11 protein-coding genes are annotated in these 20,022 nt (G+C 70.4%); 2 read left to right on the forward strand and 9 right to left on the reverse strand.

Annotation, left to right across the window (positions count from 1 at the left end; genetic code table 11):
* Positions 1-87: 87 nt before the first annotated feature.
* The 9 genes from OG611_RS38255 to OG611_RS38295 form a co-directional block, all read right to left on the reverse strand.
* The gene (locus tag OG611_RS38255) at positions 88-591 is read right to left on the reverse strand and encodes a cobalamin B12-binding domain-containing protein (RefSeq protein ID WP_266430965.1); all 504 of its coding nucleotides are present in this window, start codon (positions 589-591) and stop codon (positions 88-90) included.
* A complete protein-coding gene (locus OG611_RS38260) occupies positions 588-1,880 on the reverse strand; it encodes a type III PLP-dependent enzyme (RefSeq protein WP_266430967.1) in 1,293 nt (430 codons plus the stop codon). Before OG611_RS38260 ends, OG611_RS38255 begins: the two co-directional genes overlap by 4 nt.
* Positions 1,877-3,391: an AMP-binding protein gene (locus OG611_RS38265; protein WP_266431447.1), complete on the reverse strand. Its 1,515-nt coding sequence runs from the start codon at positions 3,389-3,391 to the stop codon at positions 1,877-1,879. The genes OG611_RS38260 and OG611_RS38265 overlap by 4 nt, the downstream gene beginning before the upstream one ends.
* Before the next feature lie 49 nt (positions 3,392-3,440).
* Entirely contained in the window at positions 3,441-5,099 is a 1,659-nt protein-coding gene (locus OG611_RS38270; protein WP_266431449.1) for an AMP-binding protein, read from the reverse strand.
* 59 nt (positions 5,100-5,158) lie between these two features.
* Positions 5,159-5,410, reverse strand: a complete 252-nt coding sequence (locus OG611_RS38275; RefSeq protein WP_266430969.1) for a phosphopantetheine-binding protein — start codon at positions 5,408-5,410, stop codon at positions 5,159-5,161.
* A 38-nt stretch (positions 5,411-5,448) separates the two neighbouring features.
* Positions 5,449-6,396, reverse strand: a complete 948-nt coding sequence (locus OG611_RS38280) for an ACP S-malonyltransferase (protein WP_266430971.1) — start codon at positions 6,394-6,396, stop codon at positions 5,449-5,451.
* Positions 6,397-6,509: 113 nt separating this feature from the next.
* Positions 6,510-6,734, reverse strand: a complete 225-nt coding sequence (locus OG611_RS38285; protein WP_266430973.1) for a ferredoxin — start codon at positions 6,732-6,734, stop codon at positions 6,510-6,512.
* A complete protein-coding gene (locus tag OG611_RS38290) occupies positions 6,731-7,936 on the reverse strand; it encodes a cytochrome P450 (protein ID WP_266430974.1) in 1,206 nt (401 codons plus the stop codon). Before OG611_RS38290 ends, OG611_RS38285 begins: the two co-directional genes overlap by 4 nt.
* On the reverse strand, positions 7,933-8,874 hold the full coding sequence (locus tag OG611_RS38295) for a proline iminopeptidase-family hydrolase (protein ID WP_266430976.1): 942 nt from the start codon (positions 8,872-8,874) through the stop codon (positions 7,933-7,935). The genes OG611_RS38290 and OG611_RS38295 overlap by 4 nt, the downstream gene beginning before the upstream one ends.
* A 300-nt stretch (positions 8,875-9,174) precedes the next feature.
* Here OG611_RS38295 and OG611_RS38300 point away from each other — a divergent pair, with 300 nt between their 5' ends.
* Both OG611_RS38300 and OG611_RS38305 read left to right on the forward strand, forming a co-directional pair.
* Positions 9,175-14,799 carry a type I polyketide synthase gene (locus OG611_RS38300; RefSeq protein ID WP_266430978.1) on the forward strand — a complete coding sequence of 1,875 codons (5,625 nt, stop codon included), beginning with the start codon at positions 9,175-9,177 and terminating at the stop codon, positions 14,797-14,799.
* A 102-nt stretch (positions 14,800-14,901) separates the two neighbouring features.
* Positions 14,902-19,992, forward strand: coding sequence for a type I polyketide synthase (locus OG611_RS38305; RefSeq protein ID WP_266431450.1), 5,091 nt, complete (start codon positions 14,902-14,904; stop codon positions 19,990-19,992).
* Positions 19,993-20,022 lie beyond the last annotated feature (30 nt).

A 20,022-nucleotide genomic window follows, 5' to 3' on the forward strand; every position in this document is an offset into this window, starting at 1 on the left:
CCGTCGCGGCAACTCCCGGCTCGGCACCGGCCCCGCCGGCGCCTCGCCGGGCCGGACCGTTCTCCGGCGCCGCAGCGAAGCGGTCGTTCACGACAGCGCTCTCTGCGGTATGCCACCGATGAAACGCTGGAAGGCGGCGATCTCCTGCGCGCCGTCCTCGAATACACTGTCGAAGCCCGCGGCGACCAGTTCCGCCACGCGCCCAGCGCCCTCGCCGCCGGAGATGCCGAGCTTCCCACCGATCACCGCGGGCAGCTCCGCCAGTCCGCGCTCGTCGCGGAGCTTCCTGATGACGCGCAGACCGTCCTGGGCGCCGTGACCGTTGACGCTGCTCAGTACGAGCATGGCCGGCGCGCGCTCCAGGCACTCCTGTACGAGCAGCTCGTCCGGGACACACGGGCCCAGATTCACCACGTCGTACCCCTGCTCCTCGATCAGCAGCTGCATGAACACCAGGTTCCAGGTGTGCGAGTCGGAAGCCAGCCCGCTGACCAGGACCGTCTGCCGGCGTCGCGCCGTGGCCACCGCTGCCGTGTTCGCCTCGGTGCTCGCCGGTCCCGGTCCCGTCAGCTGCCGCGCGAGTAGGGTCATGCCCGCCCTCCACCGACCGGTGCCGGGCCTTCCGACGGGGCCGACGGGGCCAGCGGGACCCGGCTGTGCTCCAGCCGGGACGCGGACACCACCTCACCACCGCGCACCAGCACCTCGGCGGGAGCGGGCCGGCCCAGAAACATCAGGAGGCTCGCGGTGGGGCCGTACGCCCCTGCGTTAGGGATGGTGAGGATGTCTCCGACGCGCAGATTCGGCAGGTCCACCTGGCGGCCGAGCACATCGCCCGGCGTGCACAGCGGACCGACCAGACTGGCGCTCAGCCCTCTGCCGTCCTCGATCTCCGCGGCCTGCTCAGGGCCCTCCGGCTGGACCGCCACAGGCAGCAGCCGGCCCAGGCCCGACATCCCACCGAAGGTGTTGATGCCGGCGTCCAGGATGACGAACGTACGGCCGCGGCTCTCCTTGATGTTGACCACCCGGGTCAGCAACACACCGCTGTCGCCCACCAGATAGCGGCCGGACTCGCAGGCGAGGTGCGGTGTGCCCCGGCGCCAGTCGGGGAACAGCTCGTCCAGCGTGGTCTCCAGCCCCTCGCGCAGCTTCTCGTACACCGGGCGCTCACCGGGCACGGCGTACGGTGCGGCGAAGCCGCCGCCGATGTCCAGGAACCGCAGCGGCAGCCCGTGTTCGCTCTCGAGATCGGCGGCGACCGACAACGTGTGCCGGAACTCCCCGACCAGGCTGTCCTCGTCCCTGGCATTGCTGAGCGGGAAGAAGTGCGCACCCGCGACCCGGGTGCCGGGCACCGCGCGCAGTTTGGGCAGCATCTCGCCCAGCGTCTCGGTGTCGATGCCGAACTGCGAGGGCGTGCCGGTCATGCGGATGCTGGTGGTGGCGCTGGCCGAGGCGCTGTTGATGCGCAGCAGACAGTCGGCCACCACCCCCTGGACACCGGCGGCGGCGCCCACATGCTCCATGTCGGTGAGGGACTCCACCGAGAACAGCCGCACCCCGGCGCCGATGGCGTCGATCAGCTCGCCGTCCGTCTTGCCAGGACCGGTGTAAAGGATCTCCGCCGGATCGAACCCGGCCTCCAGTGCGGCGGCCAACTCGCCCAGCGAGCTGATCTCGGCCCGGCAGACGCGCCCGTCGCCCGCGCCAAGGGCGCGCAGCACCTCCGGGTGCGGATTGGCCTTGACCGCGCTGAACAGACTGAACGGTTCAGGCAGAGCGTCGAACAGGTCCTGCCGCGCCGCGGCGATCCGGTCCAGGTCGTACACGTACAGCGGAGTACCGTACCGCTCGGCCAGCTCGGTGTACCGAGTCACTGGTCGCTCCCGTCGAGCAGCTCGGCGAGCTGCTTCTTCTCGTTCTTGCCGTGCAGGGTGAGGGGGAAGTCACTGAGTACCCGACAGGTCGCGGGAACCTTCTGCCGCTCCAGCCGGCCTGCCAGCTCGCGCAGGATCGCGTGTGGCGCGAGATCGGACTCCACGAACAGCGCCAGGTCGTGCCGGTCCGAGGGCGGCAGCACCGCCGCCTGCCGCACGCCGGGAATGTCCATGGCGGCGGCCTCGATCTCGATGGTGCTCATCCGGATGCCCTTGCGCTTGAACATGTCGTCGCGGCGGCCCTGGAAGTACAGATAGCCGTCCTCGTCGAGAGAGCCGTAGTCCCCGGTGTGCAGCCGCAGCTCTCCGGAGGGCTCGTGGCGGCGGAAGTTGCGCGCGCTCACCTCCGGATTGCGCCAGTACCCGGGCATCACGTGCGGGCCCGCGGCGACGATCTCGCCGGACTCCCCGGCGGGCACGGGCTCGCCGTCCTCGCCCAGGATGAGGACCCGGGTGCCGGGCAGCGGCAGACCGACCGAGTCGGGCCGCTCGCGGTCCTGCCCCGGCGGCATGATGGAGACGCGCTTGCATTCGGTCTGCCCGAACTGGCGGACCACACGCACACCGGGGAACGCGTCGCGCAGCGTCTCGATGGTCGGCTGGGGCAGTGCGGCACCGGTGTTGGTGAACATCCGCACCAGGGGCGCGGGATTCTCGGAGCGGCGCGCCAGCGTGGCGATCATGGCGGCCAGCGACGGCACGATCGGGACGACGGTGGCCCCGCTGTCCCTGATGGCGGACAGCAGCCGGAGGTCCGACTCGCCGTCGGCCAGCACGATTTCGCTGCGCCCGACCGCGCACATCAGGACCTTGTACAGGCCGTAGTCCCAGGACATCGGGAAGCGGCAGAACACCACGTCGTCGGGGCGGTAGCCGAGCACCTGGACCATCGACCGGGTGGCGAAGGTGATCTGCGCGTGCGGGCAGATCACCGCCTTCGGGGCGGCGGTGCTGCCCGAGGTGTAGACGAGGACCGCGGGCTGGTCCGGCGCGACGTCGACCGCCGTCTGCGGCCGCGGACCCCGGTCGGCGATCTTCTCCACCTCGCTCCACACACCGCCGAACGGGTGGACGGGGGCCGTGGTGACCGTGCTGAGCGTCTCGTGCTGTCCCTCGGCGCCGACGACCAGGGCGGGCTCGGCGTTCTCCAGCACCGAACGCAGGTGGAATGCCTTCATGTTCGGGTTGAGCGGTACGAAGACGACTCCGCGCCGGGACGCGCCGTAGAACAGGGCGACCAGTTCCCGGTTGGTCGGCAGTTGTACGACCAGGCGATCGCCCGGTCCGAGACCCTGCGCCTCCAGCCAGTCGGCGAAGGCGCGGCTGTACTTGTCGAGACGGGCGTAGCTCCACTGCCCGTCGGCGTCGCTGACCGCCGCCGATGAGGGCGTGGAGGAGACGGCCTCGTCCAGCAGGGTGTGGACAAGGCTGCCATGACTGTGGCCGGGCACGGGGACCCCGTGCACCGCGCCGGAAGTGCTGTCCAACGCTCTTCTCCTGTCAGGTCGTCGGCGTGCTGGGCTTGCTGGACGTGCTGGTGGTCTCAGTGGTGGCGCCGGGGGCGCTGTGCGTACGGGCCGCTCCCAGCCACGCCTCGGCACGGCCCCGCAGTACACCCCGGTCGGTCTTCCGGTTGGAATTGAGCGGGAACTCGTCCAGCCGCCAGTAGTGCCTGGGCGTCATGCCCTGCGGCAGGACCGCCCGCAGCTGCCGGGCGAACGTGGCGGCGGGCACGGCCGAACCGGTGTAGAAGACCGCGAGTTCGGTGCCCGAAGCGCCGGCCACATCGACCGTGACCGCCTCGGTGACGCCCTCGCAGCCGCGCAGCGCGTGGTCGATCTCGGGGAGCTCCACGCGCCATCCCGCGATCTGCACCTGCGAGTCCAGCCGTCCCAGGTAGGCGAGTTCGCCGTCCTCGCCGATTCGCCGGACCCGGTCTCCGGTGCGGTACCAGGTGCGCTCGTCGTGCTCCAGGAAGCGGCCTTCATTGTCGGCCGGATCCAGGTAGCCGCGAGCCATCTGAGGTCCCGTCACACACAACTCACCCTCACTGGATGCAGGTTGACCGCCTTCGTCGAGCAGGAGGTGGTCGTGTCCGTCGTTGACCCGGCCGATCGGCACCACACCGTTCACCGCGATCCCCGGGGAACGCTCCGGCTCCCACCGGTGCGCGGCGATCGTGATCGTCAGCTCGGTCGGTCCGTACAGGTTCTCCAGCGTCGAATGCGGCGCGGCCGTCTGCCAGTCGGTGGCGTCCTGACAGGTCAGTGCCTCACCGGCGAAGAAGCTCCAGCGCAGTCCGGACAGCGCGCCGGGAACCAGCCCGCCGAGCCGGCGCACCAGCGGGATCGCGCTGGGCGTGGAGAACCACACCGTCGTCCGGCTCTCGGCCAGGAAGGTCGGCATCGCGCGGTACGCACCGGGCGGCGCCCACAGTGCGGTCGCCCCCGCACCCCAGGCGCAGAACAGATCGAACATCGCGCAGTCGAAGTTGAGGTCGAAGGTCTGGGAGAAGACGTCCTGCGGCGTGAAGTCGTAACGCTCGTCCTGGAGCCGGAAGTAGTGCGAGGCACTTCCGTGGCTGATCGGCACGCCCTTGGGGCGGCCCGTCGACCCGGAGGTGAACAACACGTACGCCGCGTCGGCCGGCCGCACCGGGCGCGGCTCGCTCAGCGCGCCGGCCGCTTCCGGGACGATCCGGTCGACACTCGGATGCGTACCGGGTCCGCAACCGGGCGCGAGGACGGGCAGTACGGCGTCGGGGCCACCAGTGTCGAGCGGCTCCTCGCCGTCCGGCCCCGGCGCCATCAGCTCCGGCAACTGCGCCCAGCCGGCCGCGTCGGCGATGACGGCGGACACCTGAGCGGCCCGCATCATGCGGCGGGTGCGCGCCGGGGGGAAGCTCGGTTGCAGCGGCACGACGGTGGCTCCCGCGTACAGCGCGGCGAGGATGCCGACGTACGCGTCGACTCCCTTCGCCGCCAGCACCGCCACGGTGCCCGGCGGTTTGCGCACCGCGCGCAGCAGCGCACCTGCCCAGACGAGCGCCCGCTCGTGCGCCTGCTCGTACGTGACCGAGTCGGCCCCGACCCGTACCGCGTCGTTGCGCGGCGCCAGGTCGACTCCGCGCAGAAAACGCCCGTGCAGCGCCTCTCCCATGGCTGCGTCCACTGCTCCTCCTTCGATGCTCGACCCTGCGGGTCCCGGGTGCCGCGGATTCAGGCGGCCTGCTCCTCGACCAGACCGGACAGCACCTTCCACAGCACACCGGGGGTCTGGAACGTCTCCTGGCCGAGTGCCTCGTCCTGGAACCGCACGTCGTACGTCTGCTCCAGCGCCGCGAGCAGCTCGACGATGCCGAGCGAGTCCAGGCCCAGGTCGCGCAGCGTGGTGTCCTCGGCGAGCTTCTCGCCGGCGCCGAGGAACGGCAGGAACCTGCGTAGCAGATCCTCGAACTTCTGGTCCCACATGGTGAATTACCTTTCGGAGGAGGTGAGAGAGGAACGGTTCAGGTACGGGCGGGCTGCGGCCTCGGCTGGAGAGCGACCCGCGGCGTGACCGGTACCACCTCGAAGTTGGACGTCGTGCGCCGCACCCGGCCGAAGAGACTGTCCTTACCGGCCACGCACACGGTGCCGACGCCGGCTTCGCGCAGCGCGTCGACGACCGCGGGCCAGCGCATCGGGCGTACGCAGCTGTCCAGCAGCATGGTGCGCACCCCCTCACCCGTGGTGATCAGCGAGCCGTCCTGATCCGCGACGACCGGGATCCGCGGGTCGGCGAAGTCCAGGGGCCCGAAGACCTCTTCCTGGGCGCGGGCGCGCAGTCCTCCGAATGCCGAGCAGTGCATCGGCGGCCGCATCGAGTACAGCGACATGCCGCCCAGTGAACGCAGCCTGGGCTTCAGCCATTCGAGGTTGTGCTCGCGCAGCGTGAGCATGTAGAAGTCGTCGTCGATGTAGCAGGAGATCTCGTACGTCTCGCCGCGTTCGTCCAGCTCCGCCAGTACTTCTCGCAGCTTGTCCTCGGGCACACGCACGAAGGAGTGGGTGACCAGGTCCTTGAACTCCGTACTGAAGTAGTCCTCCAGCAGGCGCGCGAATCCGGCGGTGGCGCGGACGGCGTCGGGGAAGTCCAGCGCGCCGCTGAACGCGGCGGCCGGCTTCTCGCCGAAGCTCGGGCCCGTGCACAGCTCGGCCTCGACACCCAGCGTGTGCCCGGCCCACTGGGCCAGCGCCAGCGAGTTGACCATGAACGCGACCTGGGCGTATTCGCTGTAGTCGCCCTCGGTCTGCCGGTAGCGGTCGAGCAGCGAGTACCCGAGGACCTGGTCGGCGGTGGCGATCAGCTTCCGGGCGTAGGGGTTGATGACCATGAACTTCCCGACCTCCGCGAAAGGGGTGGGCCCCATGCCGGGGAAGATCATCGCGGTACCGGTCGGGGATGCGGTGGTCATGTGCATGGTCCCTTCGAGATGTACAGGCATACGGAGGCACAGACGTTGAGTGGCGGGGGTGATGGAGCGGGCGGGGCGGACGGGTACGGGGAGCGGTGCCCGTACCCGTACCGCTACTCCTCGGGAGCGAGCAGCACGCCGGTGCTGGTGTCGTGCACCGTGATCGCGGACACCGGGCAGGTCTCCGCGGCGTCCAGCGCCGCCTCGTCGGGTTCCGTCGTCCCGACCCGCGGGTAGGACTTGCCGGACCGCAACTCGAAGTGGCCGGGCGCGTAATTGGCGCACACCGACGCGCCGATGCAGGCCGTCCGGTCGACGGCGATGGCCCAACTGCTCACCAAGTCACTCGCAGCCGCTTCGGACCGCGCACCAGCATTCCCTGCTTCCAGACGACACTGTCCTCGACATCGGCGATGTCCAGGGTGGGGAAGCGCTCGATGAGGGTGCTCAGCACGCTCTGGAGCTCCATCCGCGCGAGCTGGGCGCCCAGACAGTGGTGCGGCCCGTGACCGAAGCCGATGTGCGGATTGTTCTCGCGGGTCACGTCGAGCCGCTCGGGGTCCTCGAAGATCTCGGGGTCGCGGTTGGCCGAGGCCACCGAACCGAGCACCGGTTCACCGGCCTTCACCGTGACATCACCGAACTGGACGTCCTCCAGGGCGTACCTGGCGAACATCGCGGAGTAGTTCAGCGGGATCCAGCGCACCAGTTCCTCGACCGCCTGCGGCACCAACTCCGGTTTCGAGCAGAGCAGTTCCCACTGGTCGCGCTGGCTGAGCAGTGCGTAGAGGAAGTTGGGGATCTGCGAGGCGGTCGTCTCGGTGCCGGTGATGAGCAGGCCACCGGTCACATGCATGACCAGCTCCTCCTCGCTCAGCCGGTCGCCGTCCTCGTCACGCGTCTTGACCAGCGCGCCGAGCAGGTCCTCGGTGGGATTGCGACGCCGCTCCGCGACCAGCTCGCCGATGTAGGCGAACAGCTCCTTGGCGTTGCGCTCCATCTCTTCCCACGGCAGCGCCGTCGTGGAGACCATCGCCTCGGACCAGACGCGCAGCTTGGGGCGGTCCGCCGCCGGCACACCCAGCATCTCGGAGATCACCGTCACCGGCACGGGGACGGCGAAGTTCTCCACCATCTCGAAGGGGCCGCCCTGCTCGACCATGGTGTCGGCCAGGCCGTTCACGATCCGCTGGGTGTCCGCGCGCATCAGCTCCACGCGGCGCCCGGTGAACGCCTTGGCGACCAGCTTGCGAAGTCGGGCGTGGTCCGGTGCGTCCATGCCGACCAGGCCGTCGTCCAAGTGCTCGCCGGGGTGGGTGCGCGGCTGGTTGCGCGTCCTGGCCATCGCCCGGCTGAAGCGGGGGTCGGCCAGGACGGTGCGTACGTCCTGGTAGCGCGTGGCCAGCCAGGCGGGTTCGCCGATCGGGAACTGCACCCGGCTCAGCGGTTCCTCCGTACGCAGCTTCGCGTACATGGGGTCGAGTATGAGCCGGTCCGGCTCGCTGAACGGATATGCGCGAACCTCCTGAGCAGTGGTCACCCGCGTGCCTCATCCTTCAAGTTGTTGAGTTCTTGGTGTTCTTGGATTTCCTTGAGAAAACCGACCATGACCGAGGTGAAACGCTCGGGCTCTTCGATGTGCGGCATGTGACTGGATTCCTCGAAGATTTCCCAGCGCACTTTCGGTATGCGCTCGAAATAGGGTCGGACGGTGGCCGGCGTGGCCTCGTCGTAACGCCCGCTGATCAATAGGGTCGGTACTTCGATGTGCGGCAGCCGGTCTTCGACCGACCAGTCCTTGAGCGTCCCGATGACATGGAATTCATTGGGCCCGTTCATGGCGTGGTAGACGGTCGGATCGTCATTGATCTCCATGAAGGTGGCCAGATAGTCCCGGGGCCACGGAAGGACGCGGCACACATGACGGTCGTAGAAGACCCGCATGGCCGCGAAGTATTCGTCGGTGTCCGTGGTGCCCGCGGCCTCGTGCTGGAGCAGCGTCTCCTGCACCTCTGGCGGAAGCTGCTCCCTGAGCACCTTCATCTCCTGGAGCCACAGCGGCATCGACGCCGGTGAGTTGGCGATCACCAGGCCGCGTAGTCCGGCCGGCCGGTCGGAGGCATGAGCCGCGGCCAGCATCCCGCCCCAGGACTGACCGAACAGAATGTAGTTGTCGGCCACCCCGAGGTGCCGCAACAGGTTGTCGAGTTCGTCCCGGAAGAGCTGGACGGTCCAGAAGTCCGTCCCGTTGTCCGGCAGCCGCGTCGACCCGCCGTTCCCCAGCTGGTCGTAGTGGACTACCGGCCGGCCGGCCTCCGCCAGGGCCGTCATGCTCAGCAGGTAGTCGTGCGTGCTGCCGGGACCACCGTGCAGTACGACGACGGGCGGCAGTCCGCAGCGGAGATCCCCGGTGACGCGGTACCAGGTCTTGTAATCGCCGAAGGGGGCGGTTCCTCTGGCGGTCGGTGTCGCGGGCATATTCCCACCCCAGGTCAATGTTTCGCAGCCTTCAACGGGAAGAACGCTATAGCAGCGAAGTAGTCAGGCAGACCCCTAGCAACCCCTATGAGCCCTTAGTTGAAGGGCTTCTTCGCCGACCCCTGGATATGGTGGTTCACCAAGTGATTCTTAAGAGTGCCCATAGCTTCGGTATTTGCGTAGGGGCCCCTGTCGGCGACCGCTAGTAGGGGTGGCTAGGGGGGGTTATGGGTGGTCGGCGGATGAGGGCCGCCCGTAGCGTTCGGATGGACAATCCGACCGGGTTCAGGGGGTTCTTGGGTGGAAAGCGAGAAGAAGCTTCTCGACTACCTCAAGCGAGCGACGGCCGATCTTCGGGAGGCACGCCGCCAGTTGCGCGAAGCCGAGCGCAGGGAACACGAGCCCATCGCGATCGTCGGCATGAGCTGCCGCTATCCGGGTGGCGTCACATCTCCCGAGGAGCTGTGGCAACTACTGGAAACCGGCCGGGACGGAATCTCCGGATTCCCTGCCGGGCGTGGCTGGGACATCGAGGGACTGTACGACCCCGACCCTGACCAGCCCGGTAAGACCTATGCCCGTGAGGGCGGATTCCTGCACGACGCGGCCGACTTCGACGCCGAGTTCTTCGGCATCGGCCCGCGTGAGGCGCTGGCGATGGACCCGCAGCAGCGGCTGCTCCTGGAGGCCTCCTGGGAAGCACTGGAGCGCGCCGGGCTCGACCCGCACTCACTGCGCGGCAGTCGGACCGGTGTCTTCGCCGGAGTGATGTACCACGACTACGCCTCGCGCCTGTCCAGCATTCCGGACGAGGTGGACGGGTACATCGGCAACGGCAATTCAGGCAGCGTCGTGTCGGGCCGCGTCTCCTACGCCCTGGGGCTGGAAGGCCCGGCGGTGACGGTGGACACGGCGTGCTCGTCGTCGCTGGTGGCGCTGCACTGGGCGGTACAGGCGCTGCGCAACGGCGAATGCTCGCTGGCCCTGGCCGGCGGTGTGACGGTGATGTCGACGCCCGACACCTTCACCGAGTTCAGCCGGCAGCGCGGGCTCGCGGCCGACGGCCGCTGCAAGGCCTTCGCCGAAGCCGCGGACGGCACCGGGTGGGGCGAGGGTGTGGGTGTGCTGTTGGTGGAGCGGCTCTCCGACGCCCAGCGCAACGGCCACCGCGTGCTGGGAGTGGTACGGGGCAGCGCGGTCAACCAGGACGGGGCAAGCAGCAGTCTGACGGCGCCGAACGGCCCGTCGCAGCAGCGGGTCATCCTGCAGGCACTGGCAAACGCGCGGCTGCGTCCGGCTGACGTGGACGCGGTGGAGGCGCACGGTACGGGTACGAAGCTCGGCGACCCGATCGAGGCGCAGGCGCTGCTGGCGACGTACGGTCAGAACCGTTCGGACCAGGGCCCACTGTGGCTCGGATCGGTGAAGTCGAATCTGGGTCATACACAGGCTGCGGCGGGTGTGGCCGGGATCATCAAGATGGTCATGGCGATGCGTCATGGTGTGCTGCCCAAGACGTTGCATGTGGATGAGCCGTCGTCGAAGGTGGACTGGACGGTGGGGCGGGTGGAGCTGCTGACCGAGGCGGTGGCCTGGGACAGTGAGCGGCCGCGCCGGGCGGGAGTCTCGTCGTTCGGGATCAGCGGGACGAACGCGCACGTGATCATCGAAGAGGCGCCCCAGGAGGAGGCGGCCCCGGAGCGTCAGGATGCCGCGCAGCCGACGCTGCCACTGTTGCTCAGCGCGCGGACCGATGGTGCGCTGCGGGCACAGGCGGCCGGTCTGGTGGGCCTGCTGGAAGGGGCGGAGGCCCCTCATCCGGTGGATGTGGCCCTGGCCCTGGCCACGTCCCGTGCGCAGCTGGAGCGTCGTGCGGTGGTCACCAGTGCGGAGCGTGGGCAGTTGCTGTCCGGGCTACGGGCACTGGAGGCCGGCGAGGAGGCGGGTGTCGTGCGGGGCACGCAGGTTGAGGGGCGGCTGGCCTTCCTGTTCACCGGACAGGGCGCGCAGCGCCCCGGTATGGGACGCGAACTCGCCGCAGCCTTTCCGGTGTTCGCGGCAGCCCTGGACGAGGTGTGCGGACACCTGGACCCCCTGCTGGACCACCCCCTGAAAGACGTGCTCTTCGCTCAGGAGGGTTCGGACCCGGCGGTGCTGCTGGACCGGACGGAGTACGCCCAGCCCGCCCTGTTCGCTGTCGAGACGGCCCTGTTCCGCCTGATGGAGTCGCTGGGTGTACGCCCCGATCTGCTGGCCGGGCACTCCATCGGCGAGATCAGCGCGGCGCACGCCGCCGGCGTGTTCTCCCTCGCCGACGCCTGCACCCTGGTCGCCGCGCGCGGCCGGCTCATGCAGGCCCTGCCCGACGGCGGCACCATGGCCGCCCTCCAGGCCACCGAAGACGATGTCCGCACCCACCTCAACGGCGTCGGCAACGCGGCGATCGCGGCGGTCAACGGCCCTCGCGCAGTGGTGGTCTCCGGCACGGCGGCCTCCGTCGACAAGGTCGTGGAGGCGGTACGCGCCCAGGGCGGCAAGACCTCGTACCTGAAGGTCTCGCACGCCTTCCACTCCCCGCTGATGGACCCGATCCTGGACGAGTTCCGCACGGTGGTGTCGGGCCTCGCCTACAGCGAGCCCCGTACCCCGGTCGTCTCGAACGTCACCGGACGCACCGCCACGCCGGGTGAGCTCACGTCCCCCGACTACTGGGTGACCCACGTCCGCGAAGCCGTCCGCTTCAACGACGCCATACGCGCCCTGGCCACCGAAGGCATCACCACCTACCTCGAAATCGGCCCCGACGCGGTCCTCACCGCCATGGCCCCCGACGCCCTCCCCGACGACACCACAGCCGTGTTCGTCCCGCTCCTGCGCCGCAACCGCCCCGAGCAGGCCGAGACCCTCACCGCCCTGGCCCGCCTCTGGACCAGTGGGCACACCGTCCACTGGCCCGCCCTGCACACCACAGGAACCGCCCGGCACGTCGACCTCCCCACCTACCCCTTCCAACGCCGGCGCTACTGGCTGGAGTCGGCCCCGGGCGCCGGCGACGTCACCACCCTCGGCCAGGCCTCCGCCCGTCACCCCCTGCTCGGCGCCGTACTCCACCGCGCCGGCACCGACGAATCCATCCTCACCGGGCGCATCAGTACCCGCACCCACCCCTGGCTGGCCGACCACCGCATCATGGGCGCCGTGCTTCTGCCCGGCACCGCTCTCGTCGAACTCGCCATCCACGCCGGTGACCACACCGGCACCCCCCACCTCGAAGAGCTCACCCTCCAGGCGCCGTTCGTTCTCGCCCCGGAGCAGGCTCTCCAGCTCCAGATCACGGTCGGGCCCCCTGACGCGTCCGACCGCCGCACCCTCACCATCCACTCACGCCCGGACTCGGGCGACGTACCCAGTGATGCGCCCTGGACTCAGCACGCCCAAGGCACTCTCATTCCCCAACTCCCCTCGGTCGAGGCTGACTCCATCTCCGATCTCAGCAACTGGCCGCCCACCGGCGCCCATCCCATCACGTTGCACGACACCTACGAAGACCTCGCCACTCAGGGTTACCACTACGGCCCCGTGTTCCAGGGGCTCAAGGCCGCCTGGCGCGCCGGCAGCGACATCTACGCCGAAGTCGCCCTCCCCCCGGAAGCTCACCAGGACGCCGGCGCCTTCGGCGTCCATCCGGCCCTGCTCGACGCCGCCCTCCATGCCAATCTCTTTGATGAGGGCGACAGCCAGGCCAGTGCCGAAGGGCCGCGGCTGCCCTTCGCGTGGAGCGGCGTTTCGGTGCACGCGGCAGGTGCTACCTCATTGCGTGTACGCGTGACGTCCCATGGTCCTGACGAGGCGTCAGTGCTGGCCACGGACTCGACCGGTGCTCCGGTGATATCGATACGTTCGCTGGCCGCGCGTGCCGTCAGCGCCGAACAGCTGGCGGCGGCCGGTAGTGACGACGACGCACTGCTGCGGCCGAGCTGGGCCGAGCGGGCCGGATGGTCTCCGTCCGAGGAACCGGCCGGCAGCTGGGCGGTCATCGGCAGCAGCGAGGACGACCGGCTCGTGGCGGCTTTCGGCGCCGAGGCTCCGGTGTTCTCCGATCTCGCGGCACTCAGGGCGACGTCCGGCCCCGTACCGGACTTCGTGGCCCTCGCATGCACAGGAGCCCTCGCGTGCACAGGAGGCGAGGATCACGGAACCGGTCTGCTGGACCGTATGCGCACCGCGATGGTCCGTGTGCTGGAGGCCGTGCAGGAGTGGCTGGCCGACCCGAGGTTCGTCGACTCCCGGCTGGTGATCCTCACCAGCGGCGCGGCCGGCCCAGACGCCGAGCCCGGCACGGCCGTGGACCTGGCTCACGCTCCGTTGTGGGGCCTGGTGCGTTCCGCACAGGCCGAACAACCCGGTGGGAGGCTGCTGCTCCTCGACTGGGACGGCACCCCGGCCTCCGCGCAGCTTCTGCGATCTGCTGCAGCCACTGACGGAACCGAACTCGTTCTGCGTGACGGCAAGTTGTTGGAACCGCGGCTCGTGAGAGAGCAGCAGAGCGCAGTCGAGGTCATCGGCGCGCCCCGGGGGGATCCGGAAGGCACCGTACTGATCACGGGCGGAACCGGCGGCCTCGGTGCCGCTGTCGCCCGCCACCTGGCCGCGCGGCACGGCGCCCGTCGGCTGCTGCTGGTCAGCCGTCGCGGTGAGAAGGCGCCCGGTGCTCTTGAACTTGCTCAAGAACTGGCCGAGTTCGGGACCGAAGCGGTACCGGTGGCATGTGATGTCGCGGACCGCGCCGCACTGGAGAAGCTGCTCGCCGAGATCCCGTCCTGTCACCCCCTCACGGCTGTGATCCATACAGCAGGTGTGGCCGACAACAGCCTGATCGAGACGCAGACCGCGCGAAGCGTGGACTCGGTACTGCGTCCCAAGGCGGACGCAGCCTGGCATCTGCACGAGCTGACGCAGCATCAACCACTTGTCGCCTTCGTGCTGTTCTCCTCCACCGCAGGCCTCTTCGTCGGCGCCGGACAGGCCAACTACGCCGCCTCGAACGTCTTCCTCGATGCCCTCGCCCGCCACCGCAGGACCCAGGGCCTGCCTGCTCTCTCCCTCGCCTGGGGCCTGTGGGCCGAGACCCAGGGCATGGCGGGCCGGCTGACCGAGGCCGATCTGGAACGGATACGGCGGATGGGCATGCGCCCGCTGCCCACCGGCCGGGCGCTGGCCCTGCTGGATTCGGCCATGGCTGTCGATGCCCCGGTGCTCGTACCGGTCGGGCTGGAGGCGGCGGTGCTGCGCTCGCCGGGCGGACCGGTGCCCGCGCTGCTTCGTACGCTCGTACGCAATCCGATGCGCCGCGCCGTCCCGGCCGCGGCGACAGCGGCTCCTGCGGCGGCCGCCGAAGCGCTCTCGCTGCGGCTGTCCGGCCTGTCGGAGGCCGACCGCGACCTCCTCCTCCTCGATCTGGTCCGGGACAGCGCGGCAGCCGTGCTCGGTCACGGCAGCGGCCAACACATCGACCCTGAGCGGGCGTTCAAGGACATCGGCTTCGATTCACTGGCGGCCGTCGATCTGCGCAACCTGTTGGGCGCGGCCACCGGCCTGCGGCTGCCGGCGACCCTCGTCTTCGACTTCCCCGCGCCGGCCGTGCTGGCCGCGCACCTGGCGGCCGAGCTCGTGCCGGCCCTTTCCTCGGGGCAGTCGCTGTTCGCCGAGATCGACCGCCTGGAATCGGCTCTGCTCGCCTCGCCCCCGGACGAGGGCCAGCGCGACGGGGAGCATGCGGAAGTCGCCGCGCTACTGGAGACACTGGTACGCAAATGGCGGGACCGGCGCGGTGCGGGGCAGGACGCCGTAGTCCGTGCGGATTACGAGTCGGCCACCGACGACGAACTGTTCGCCGCTCTGGACGGCGAAATCGGACTCCCGTAGCAGGAGCCGGGCCGACGGCACCGACGGCCCGGATGCCCTCCCCGTATTTCCGCTCCGCCCGCCCCGAATCGCTCGACAGACCTCAGATTGGCTCAGACACCGATGGCGAACGACCAGAAACTGCGTGAGTACCTGCGGCGTGCGACGGCTGACCTCCAGGAGACCCGCCGCCGTCTGCGCGAGGTGGAGGACGGCAAGCACGAGCCGATCGCGATCGTCGCCATGGGCTGCCGCTACCCGGGCGGCGTCACATCTCCCGAGGACCTGTGGCGGGTGGTGGACGAAGGCACCGATGTGGTCGGTCAGTTCCCCAACGACCGCGGCTGGGACATGGACTCGCTGTACGACCCCGCGCCGGGTCGCCCCGGCCGCAGCTATGTGCGCGAGGGCGGATTCCTGTACGACGCCGCGGAGTTCGACCCGGTGTTCTTCGGTCTCAGCCCCAGGGAGACGCCGGAGACGGACCCCCAGCAGCGGCTGCTGCTGGAGACCAGCTGGGAGGCGTTCGAGCGCGCGGGCATCGACCCGGCCACGCTCAAGGGCAGCAGGACCGGGGTGTTCGCCGGCCTGATGTACCACGACTACGCCGGCGGCAGCGCGGCCGGCAGCCTCGTGTCCGGCCGGGTCGCCTACACCTTCGGCTTCGAGGGCCCCGCGGTGACGGTCGACACGGCGTGCTCGTCCTCGCTGGTGGCGCTGCATCTGGCCGCGCAGGCGCTGCGCAACGGCGAGTGCTCGCTGGCGCTGGCCGGCGGCGTGACCGTGATGGCCGGACCGGAGATGTTCATCGAGTTCAGCCGGCAGCGCGGGCTCGCCTCGGACGGGCGATGCAAGTCCTTCGCCGGCGCGGCGGACGGCGCGGGCTGGTCCGAGGGCGTGGGCGTGCTGCTGGTGGAGCGTCTCTCGGACGCGCGGCGCAACGGGCACCCCGTACTGGCAGTCGTACGCGGCTCCGCCGTGAACCAGGACGGCGCAAGCAACGGCCTCACCGCCCCCAACGGCCCCGCCCAGCAGCGCGTCATCCGTCAGGCCCTCAACAACGCGGGACTCACCACCAAGGACGTCGACGCGGTCGAGGCACACGGCACGGGCACCGTACTCGGCGACCCCATCGAGGCGCAGGCGCTCCTCGCCACCTACGGCCAGGACCGCCCCGCCGAAAGCCCCCTGTGGCTCGGCTCGGTGAAGTCGAACATGGGGCACGCGCAGGCCGCCGCAGGCGTCAGCGGCATCATCAAAATGGTGCAGGCGATTCAGCACCAGGTGCTGCCCCGCACACTGCACGTGGACGAGCCCACACCGCAGGTCGACTGGACCACCGGGAACGTACGGCTGCTGACCGAGCCGGTCGCCTGGCACAGCGACGCGCCGCGCCGGGCGGGCGTCTCCTCCTTCGGACTCAGCGGTACGAACGCGCACATCATCATCGAGGAAGCGCCCGCCGAAGCCGCGTCCGAGGCATCCGAAGCAGCTGAACCGTCCGGAGCGCCCACGGCCCCCGCTGAGCCGCAGGTGCTTCCGTACCTGCTGTCGGCGCGCGACGAACGGGCGCTGCGCGAGTCGGCAGGCCGGCTGCGTGCCCACCTCACCGCCGACGGCCGCGACACGGCCGCGGACGTCGCGTTCTCGCTGGCCACCACCCGGGCAGTCTTCGATCAGCGGGCTGTCGTCGTCGCGGACGACCACGACAGCCTGCTGCGCCGGCTGGACGCACTGGCCGCAGGTGACGACAGCGCGGGACTGGTATTCGGTACGCCGCAGGGACCGGGCGGGCGCACCGCCTTCATGTTCACCGGCCAGGGTGCTCAACGCCCCGGCATGGCACAGGAGTTGTACGCCTCCCAGCCCGCTTTCGCGGCGGCGCTCGACGCGGTCTGCGCAGAACTGGACCCGAGGCTGGAGACACCCGTCCGTGACGTGATGTGGCGGTCCAAGGACGAGCGGGGCGCGGAAGAACTGGACCGTACGGGCTACGCGCAGGCCGCACTCTTCGCCGTCGAGGTGGCACTATTCCGCCTGCTGGAGAGCTGGGGGATACGCCCCGACCTGGTGATCGGCCACTCGATCGGGGAGATCGCAGCGGCGCACGCCGCAGGTGTGTTCACCCTGGCGAACGCCTGCGCGCTGGTGGCGGCCAGGGGCCGGCTGATGCAGGAACTGCCCGCAGGCGGCGCGATGGTCGCCGTCGAGGCGTCCGAGGAGGACGTACTCCCACTGCTCGGCGAAGGCGAACGGATCGCCGTGGCCGTCGTGAACGGCCCGTCGGCCGTGGTGCTCTCCGGCGACGAGGATGCCGTCCTGCGCGTCGCGGAACAGCTCCGGGAACAGGGCCGCAAGACGTCACGACTGCGCGTCAGCCACGCCTTCCACTCGCCCCGCATGGACCCGATGCTCGCGGACTTCCGTAAGATCGTCGCGGACCTCCCGATGCACGCGCCGCAGCTCCCTGTCGTCTCCAATCTCACCGGAAAGCTTTGCACCGAGGGCGAGTTGATTTCTGCCGACTACTGGGTGCGGCACGTACGCGAGACGGTCCGCTTCAGCGACGGCATCGCCACCCTGCGTGAACACGGCGTCAGCACCTTCGTCGAGCTGGGTCCCAGCGCCACCCTCACCGCCCTCGCCCAGCAGTGCGTGACGGACGACACCGACTCCCGGAGCACCACCTTCGTACCGGTGCTGCGCGCCGACCGCCCCGAGGCGCAGTCGCTGACCACCGCGCTCGCCGAACTGCACGTACGCGGTACGGCGGTCGACTGGCCCGCGACCGCCGCGGGCTGGGGCGGGCGCAGGGTGCAGCTGCCCACCTACCCGTTCCAGCGGCAGCGTTACTGGTGGGAGAACGACGCCTCCGACGCCTCCGGTACAACGATCCGGTCCACGCCCGGCAGCGCGGGCGCCCAGGCCTTCTGGGACGCCGTGGAATGCACCGACACCGGCGCGCTCGCCGAGGCACTGCACGCGGACAGCGACGCCCAGCGGGAATCGCTGGACACCGTGCTGCCCCTGCTCGCGTCCTGGCGCTCGCAGCGGGTGAAGGAGGCGACCGCCGACGCCTGGAGCTACCGGATCGACTGGCTGCCCCTCGCTGAACCCGCCCAGGACACCGCGGCCGCGGCAGGCACCTGGCTCGTCCTGGCACCGGAGGGAGCAGCCGCCGGCCGCTGGGCAGAGCGGCTCGGCGAGGCAATGCACGCCCGGGGCGCGCAGCCACACCTCATCACGGTGGACGCCGCCGAACTGGCCTCCCTCGCCGGCGAAGGGGACCCCACCGGCACCGCCGCGGCACGGACCGCGCTCACGGACCGGCTGCGTACCGCGTCCGAAGCGGGCTCACCGGTACGCGCGGTGCTCTCCCTGCTCGCTCTCGCCGACCCGTATGGCCTGACCGCCACCCTCGCGCTCGCCCAGGCGCTGGGCGACGCCGCGATCGATGCGCCGCTGTGGTGCCTGACCAGCGGCGCGGTCGCGGTGGGCGGGGCGGAGGAACTGCCGAACCCGGAGCAGGCCCAGGTGTGGGGACTCGGCAGGGTCGTCGCCCTGGAACAGCCGCAGCGCTGGGGCGGCCTGATCGACCTGCCGCCGACGGCCGACGAGCGTACGGCCGCCCGGCTGGTGTCCGTACTGGCAGGAGGCGCCGCCGACCAGGGGGCCGGAGCGGAGGACCAGATCGCGGTGCGCGCCTCGGGAACCTTCGGCCGCCGGCTCGTGCACGTCCCCGCCGACACGACCATCGCGGGCACCGGGAGCCGTGGCAGCGGCGACACGGACACGCACGGCGACGACGAGACCGCGACCGAGGGCGACACCGCCGCCGCAGGGAACTGGACGCCGCACGGCACCGTCCTGGTCACCGGCGGCACCGGCGCACTAGGCGCGCACGTCGCCCGCTGGCTCGCCAAACGCGGCGCCGCCCATCTCGTACTGACCAGCCGCCGTGGCCCGCAGGCACCGGGCGCCGAGGAACTGACGGCCGAACTGACCGCGCTCGGAGCCCGGGTCACCGTGGCGGCCTGCGACGTCGCCGACCGCGCGGCCCTCGCCGCGCTGCTCGAAGGCCTGCCCGACGACCAGCCGCTCACCGCCGTCATGCACACCGCCGGCGTGCTGGACGACGGCGTGCTGGAGTCCATCACCCCCGAGCGGCTCGCCGGCGTACTGCGCCCGAAGGTGGAGGCGGCCCGGCACCTGCACGAGCTCACCAGGCACCACGGACTGACGGCGTTCGTCACCTTCTCCTCGATCGCCGGACTGCTCGGCAGCGCGGGACAGGGCAGCTACGCCGCCGCGAACGCCTACCTGGACGCACTCGCCCAGCACCGCCGGGCCCTGGGCCTCGCGGCCACCTCGGTGGCCTGGGGACCCTGGGACGGTGGCGGCATGGCGGGCGAGGACGCCTCGCAGGACCGCTCCTGGTGGCGCGGCCTGGCCCCGATGGACGCCGAACTCTGCCTGACGGCCCTTCAGCGGGCCCTGGACCGGGCGGCGACCTGCGTCGGCGTACTGGACGCCGACTGGCCGCAGCTCGCGGCCGGTTTCACGGCGACCCGGTCCAGCCCGCTGATCGCAGGCCTCCCCGAGGTACGCACCGGTGCCACCGCGGCCGGCGGCACCGGCGGGCCCGCGGGCCCGTCCGAAGCGGCTTCGGACCTGGTTGTCCGGCTGTCCGCCCTGCCCGAGAGCGAGCAGCGGCGCGAAGTGCTGGACCTGGTACGCGGACAGGTGGCGCTCGTCCTCGCCTACGACAGCACCAGCGCGGTGCAGTCCAGCCGCGCCTTCAACGAGCTCGGATTCGACTCGCTCACCGCCGTCGAATTCCGCAACAGGCTGAGTACCGTCACGGGTCTTAAGCTCCCGGCCACGCTGCTCTTCGACTACGCGAACCCCGACGTGCTGGCCGGGCATCTGCACGGCGAACTGTGCCCGAGCGGAGCAGCTCCCGCCGTACCCGTACTGGCGGAGCTGGAGCGCATCGAATCCGTGGCGGCGGCCCTCTCCGTGGAGGAGATCGAACGCAGCCGGATCAGCCACCGGCTCCAGGAACTCGTCACCCGGCTCAACGCGCGAATCAACGACGACAACGACGCGGGGAACACCGAGCCGGCAAAGGGTCCCACCGTCGCCGACCGCCTCGGCGCCGCGTCGGCCGAGGACGTCTTCGACTTCCTCGACAAGGAACTCGGGCTCTCCTGACCCACTGATCCGCCCCAGCCCCCTTCTGCT

Origin of the sequence: Streptomyces sp. NBC_01363, from assembly GCF_026340595.1 — a bacterium.
In the GTDB taxonomy this organism is placed as follows: Bacteria; Actinomycetota; Actinomycetes; order Streptomycetales; family Streptomycetaceae; genus Streptomyces.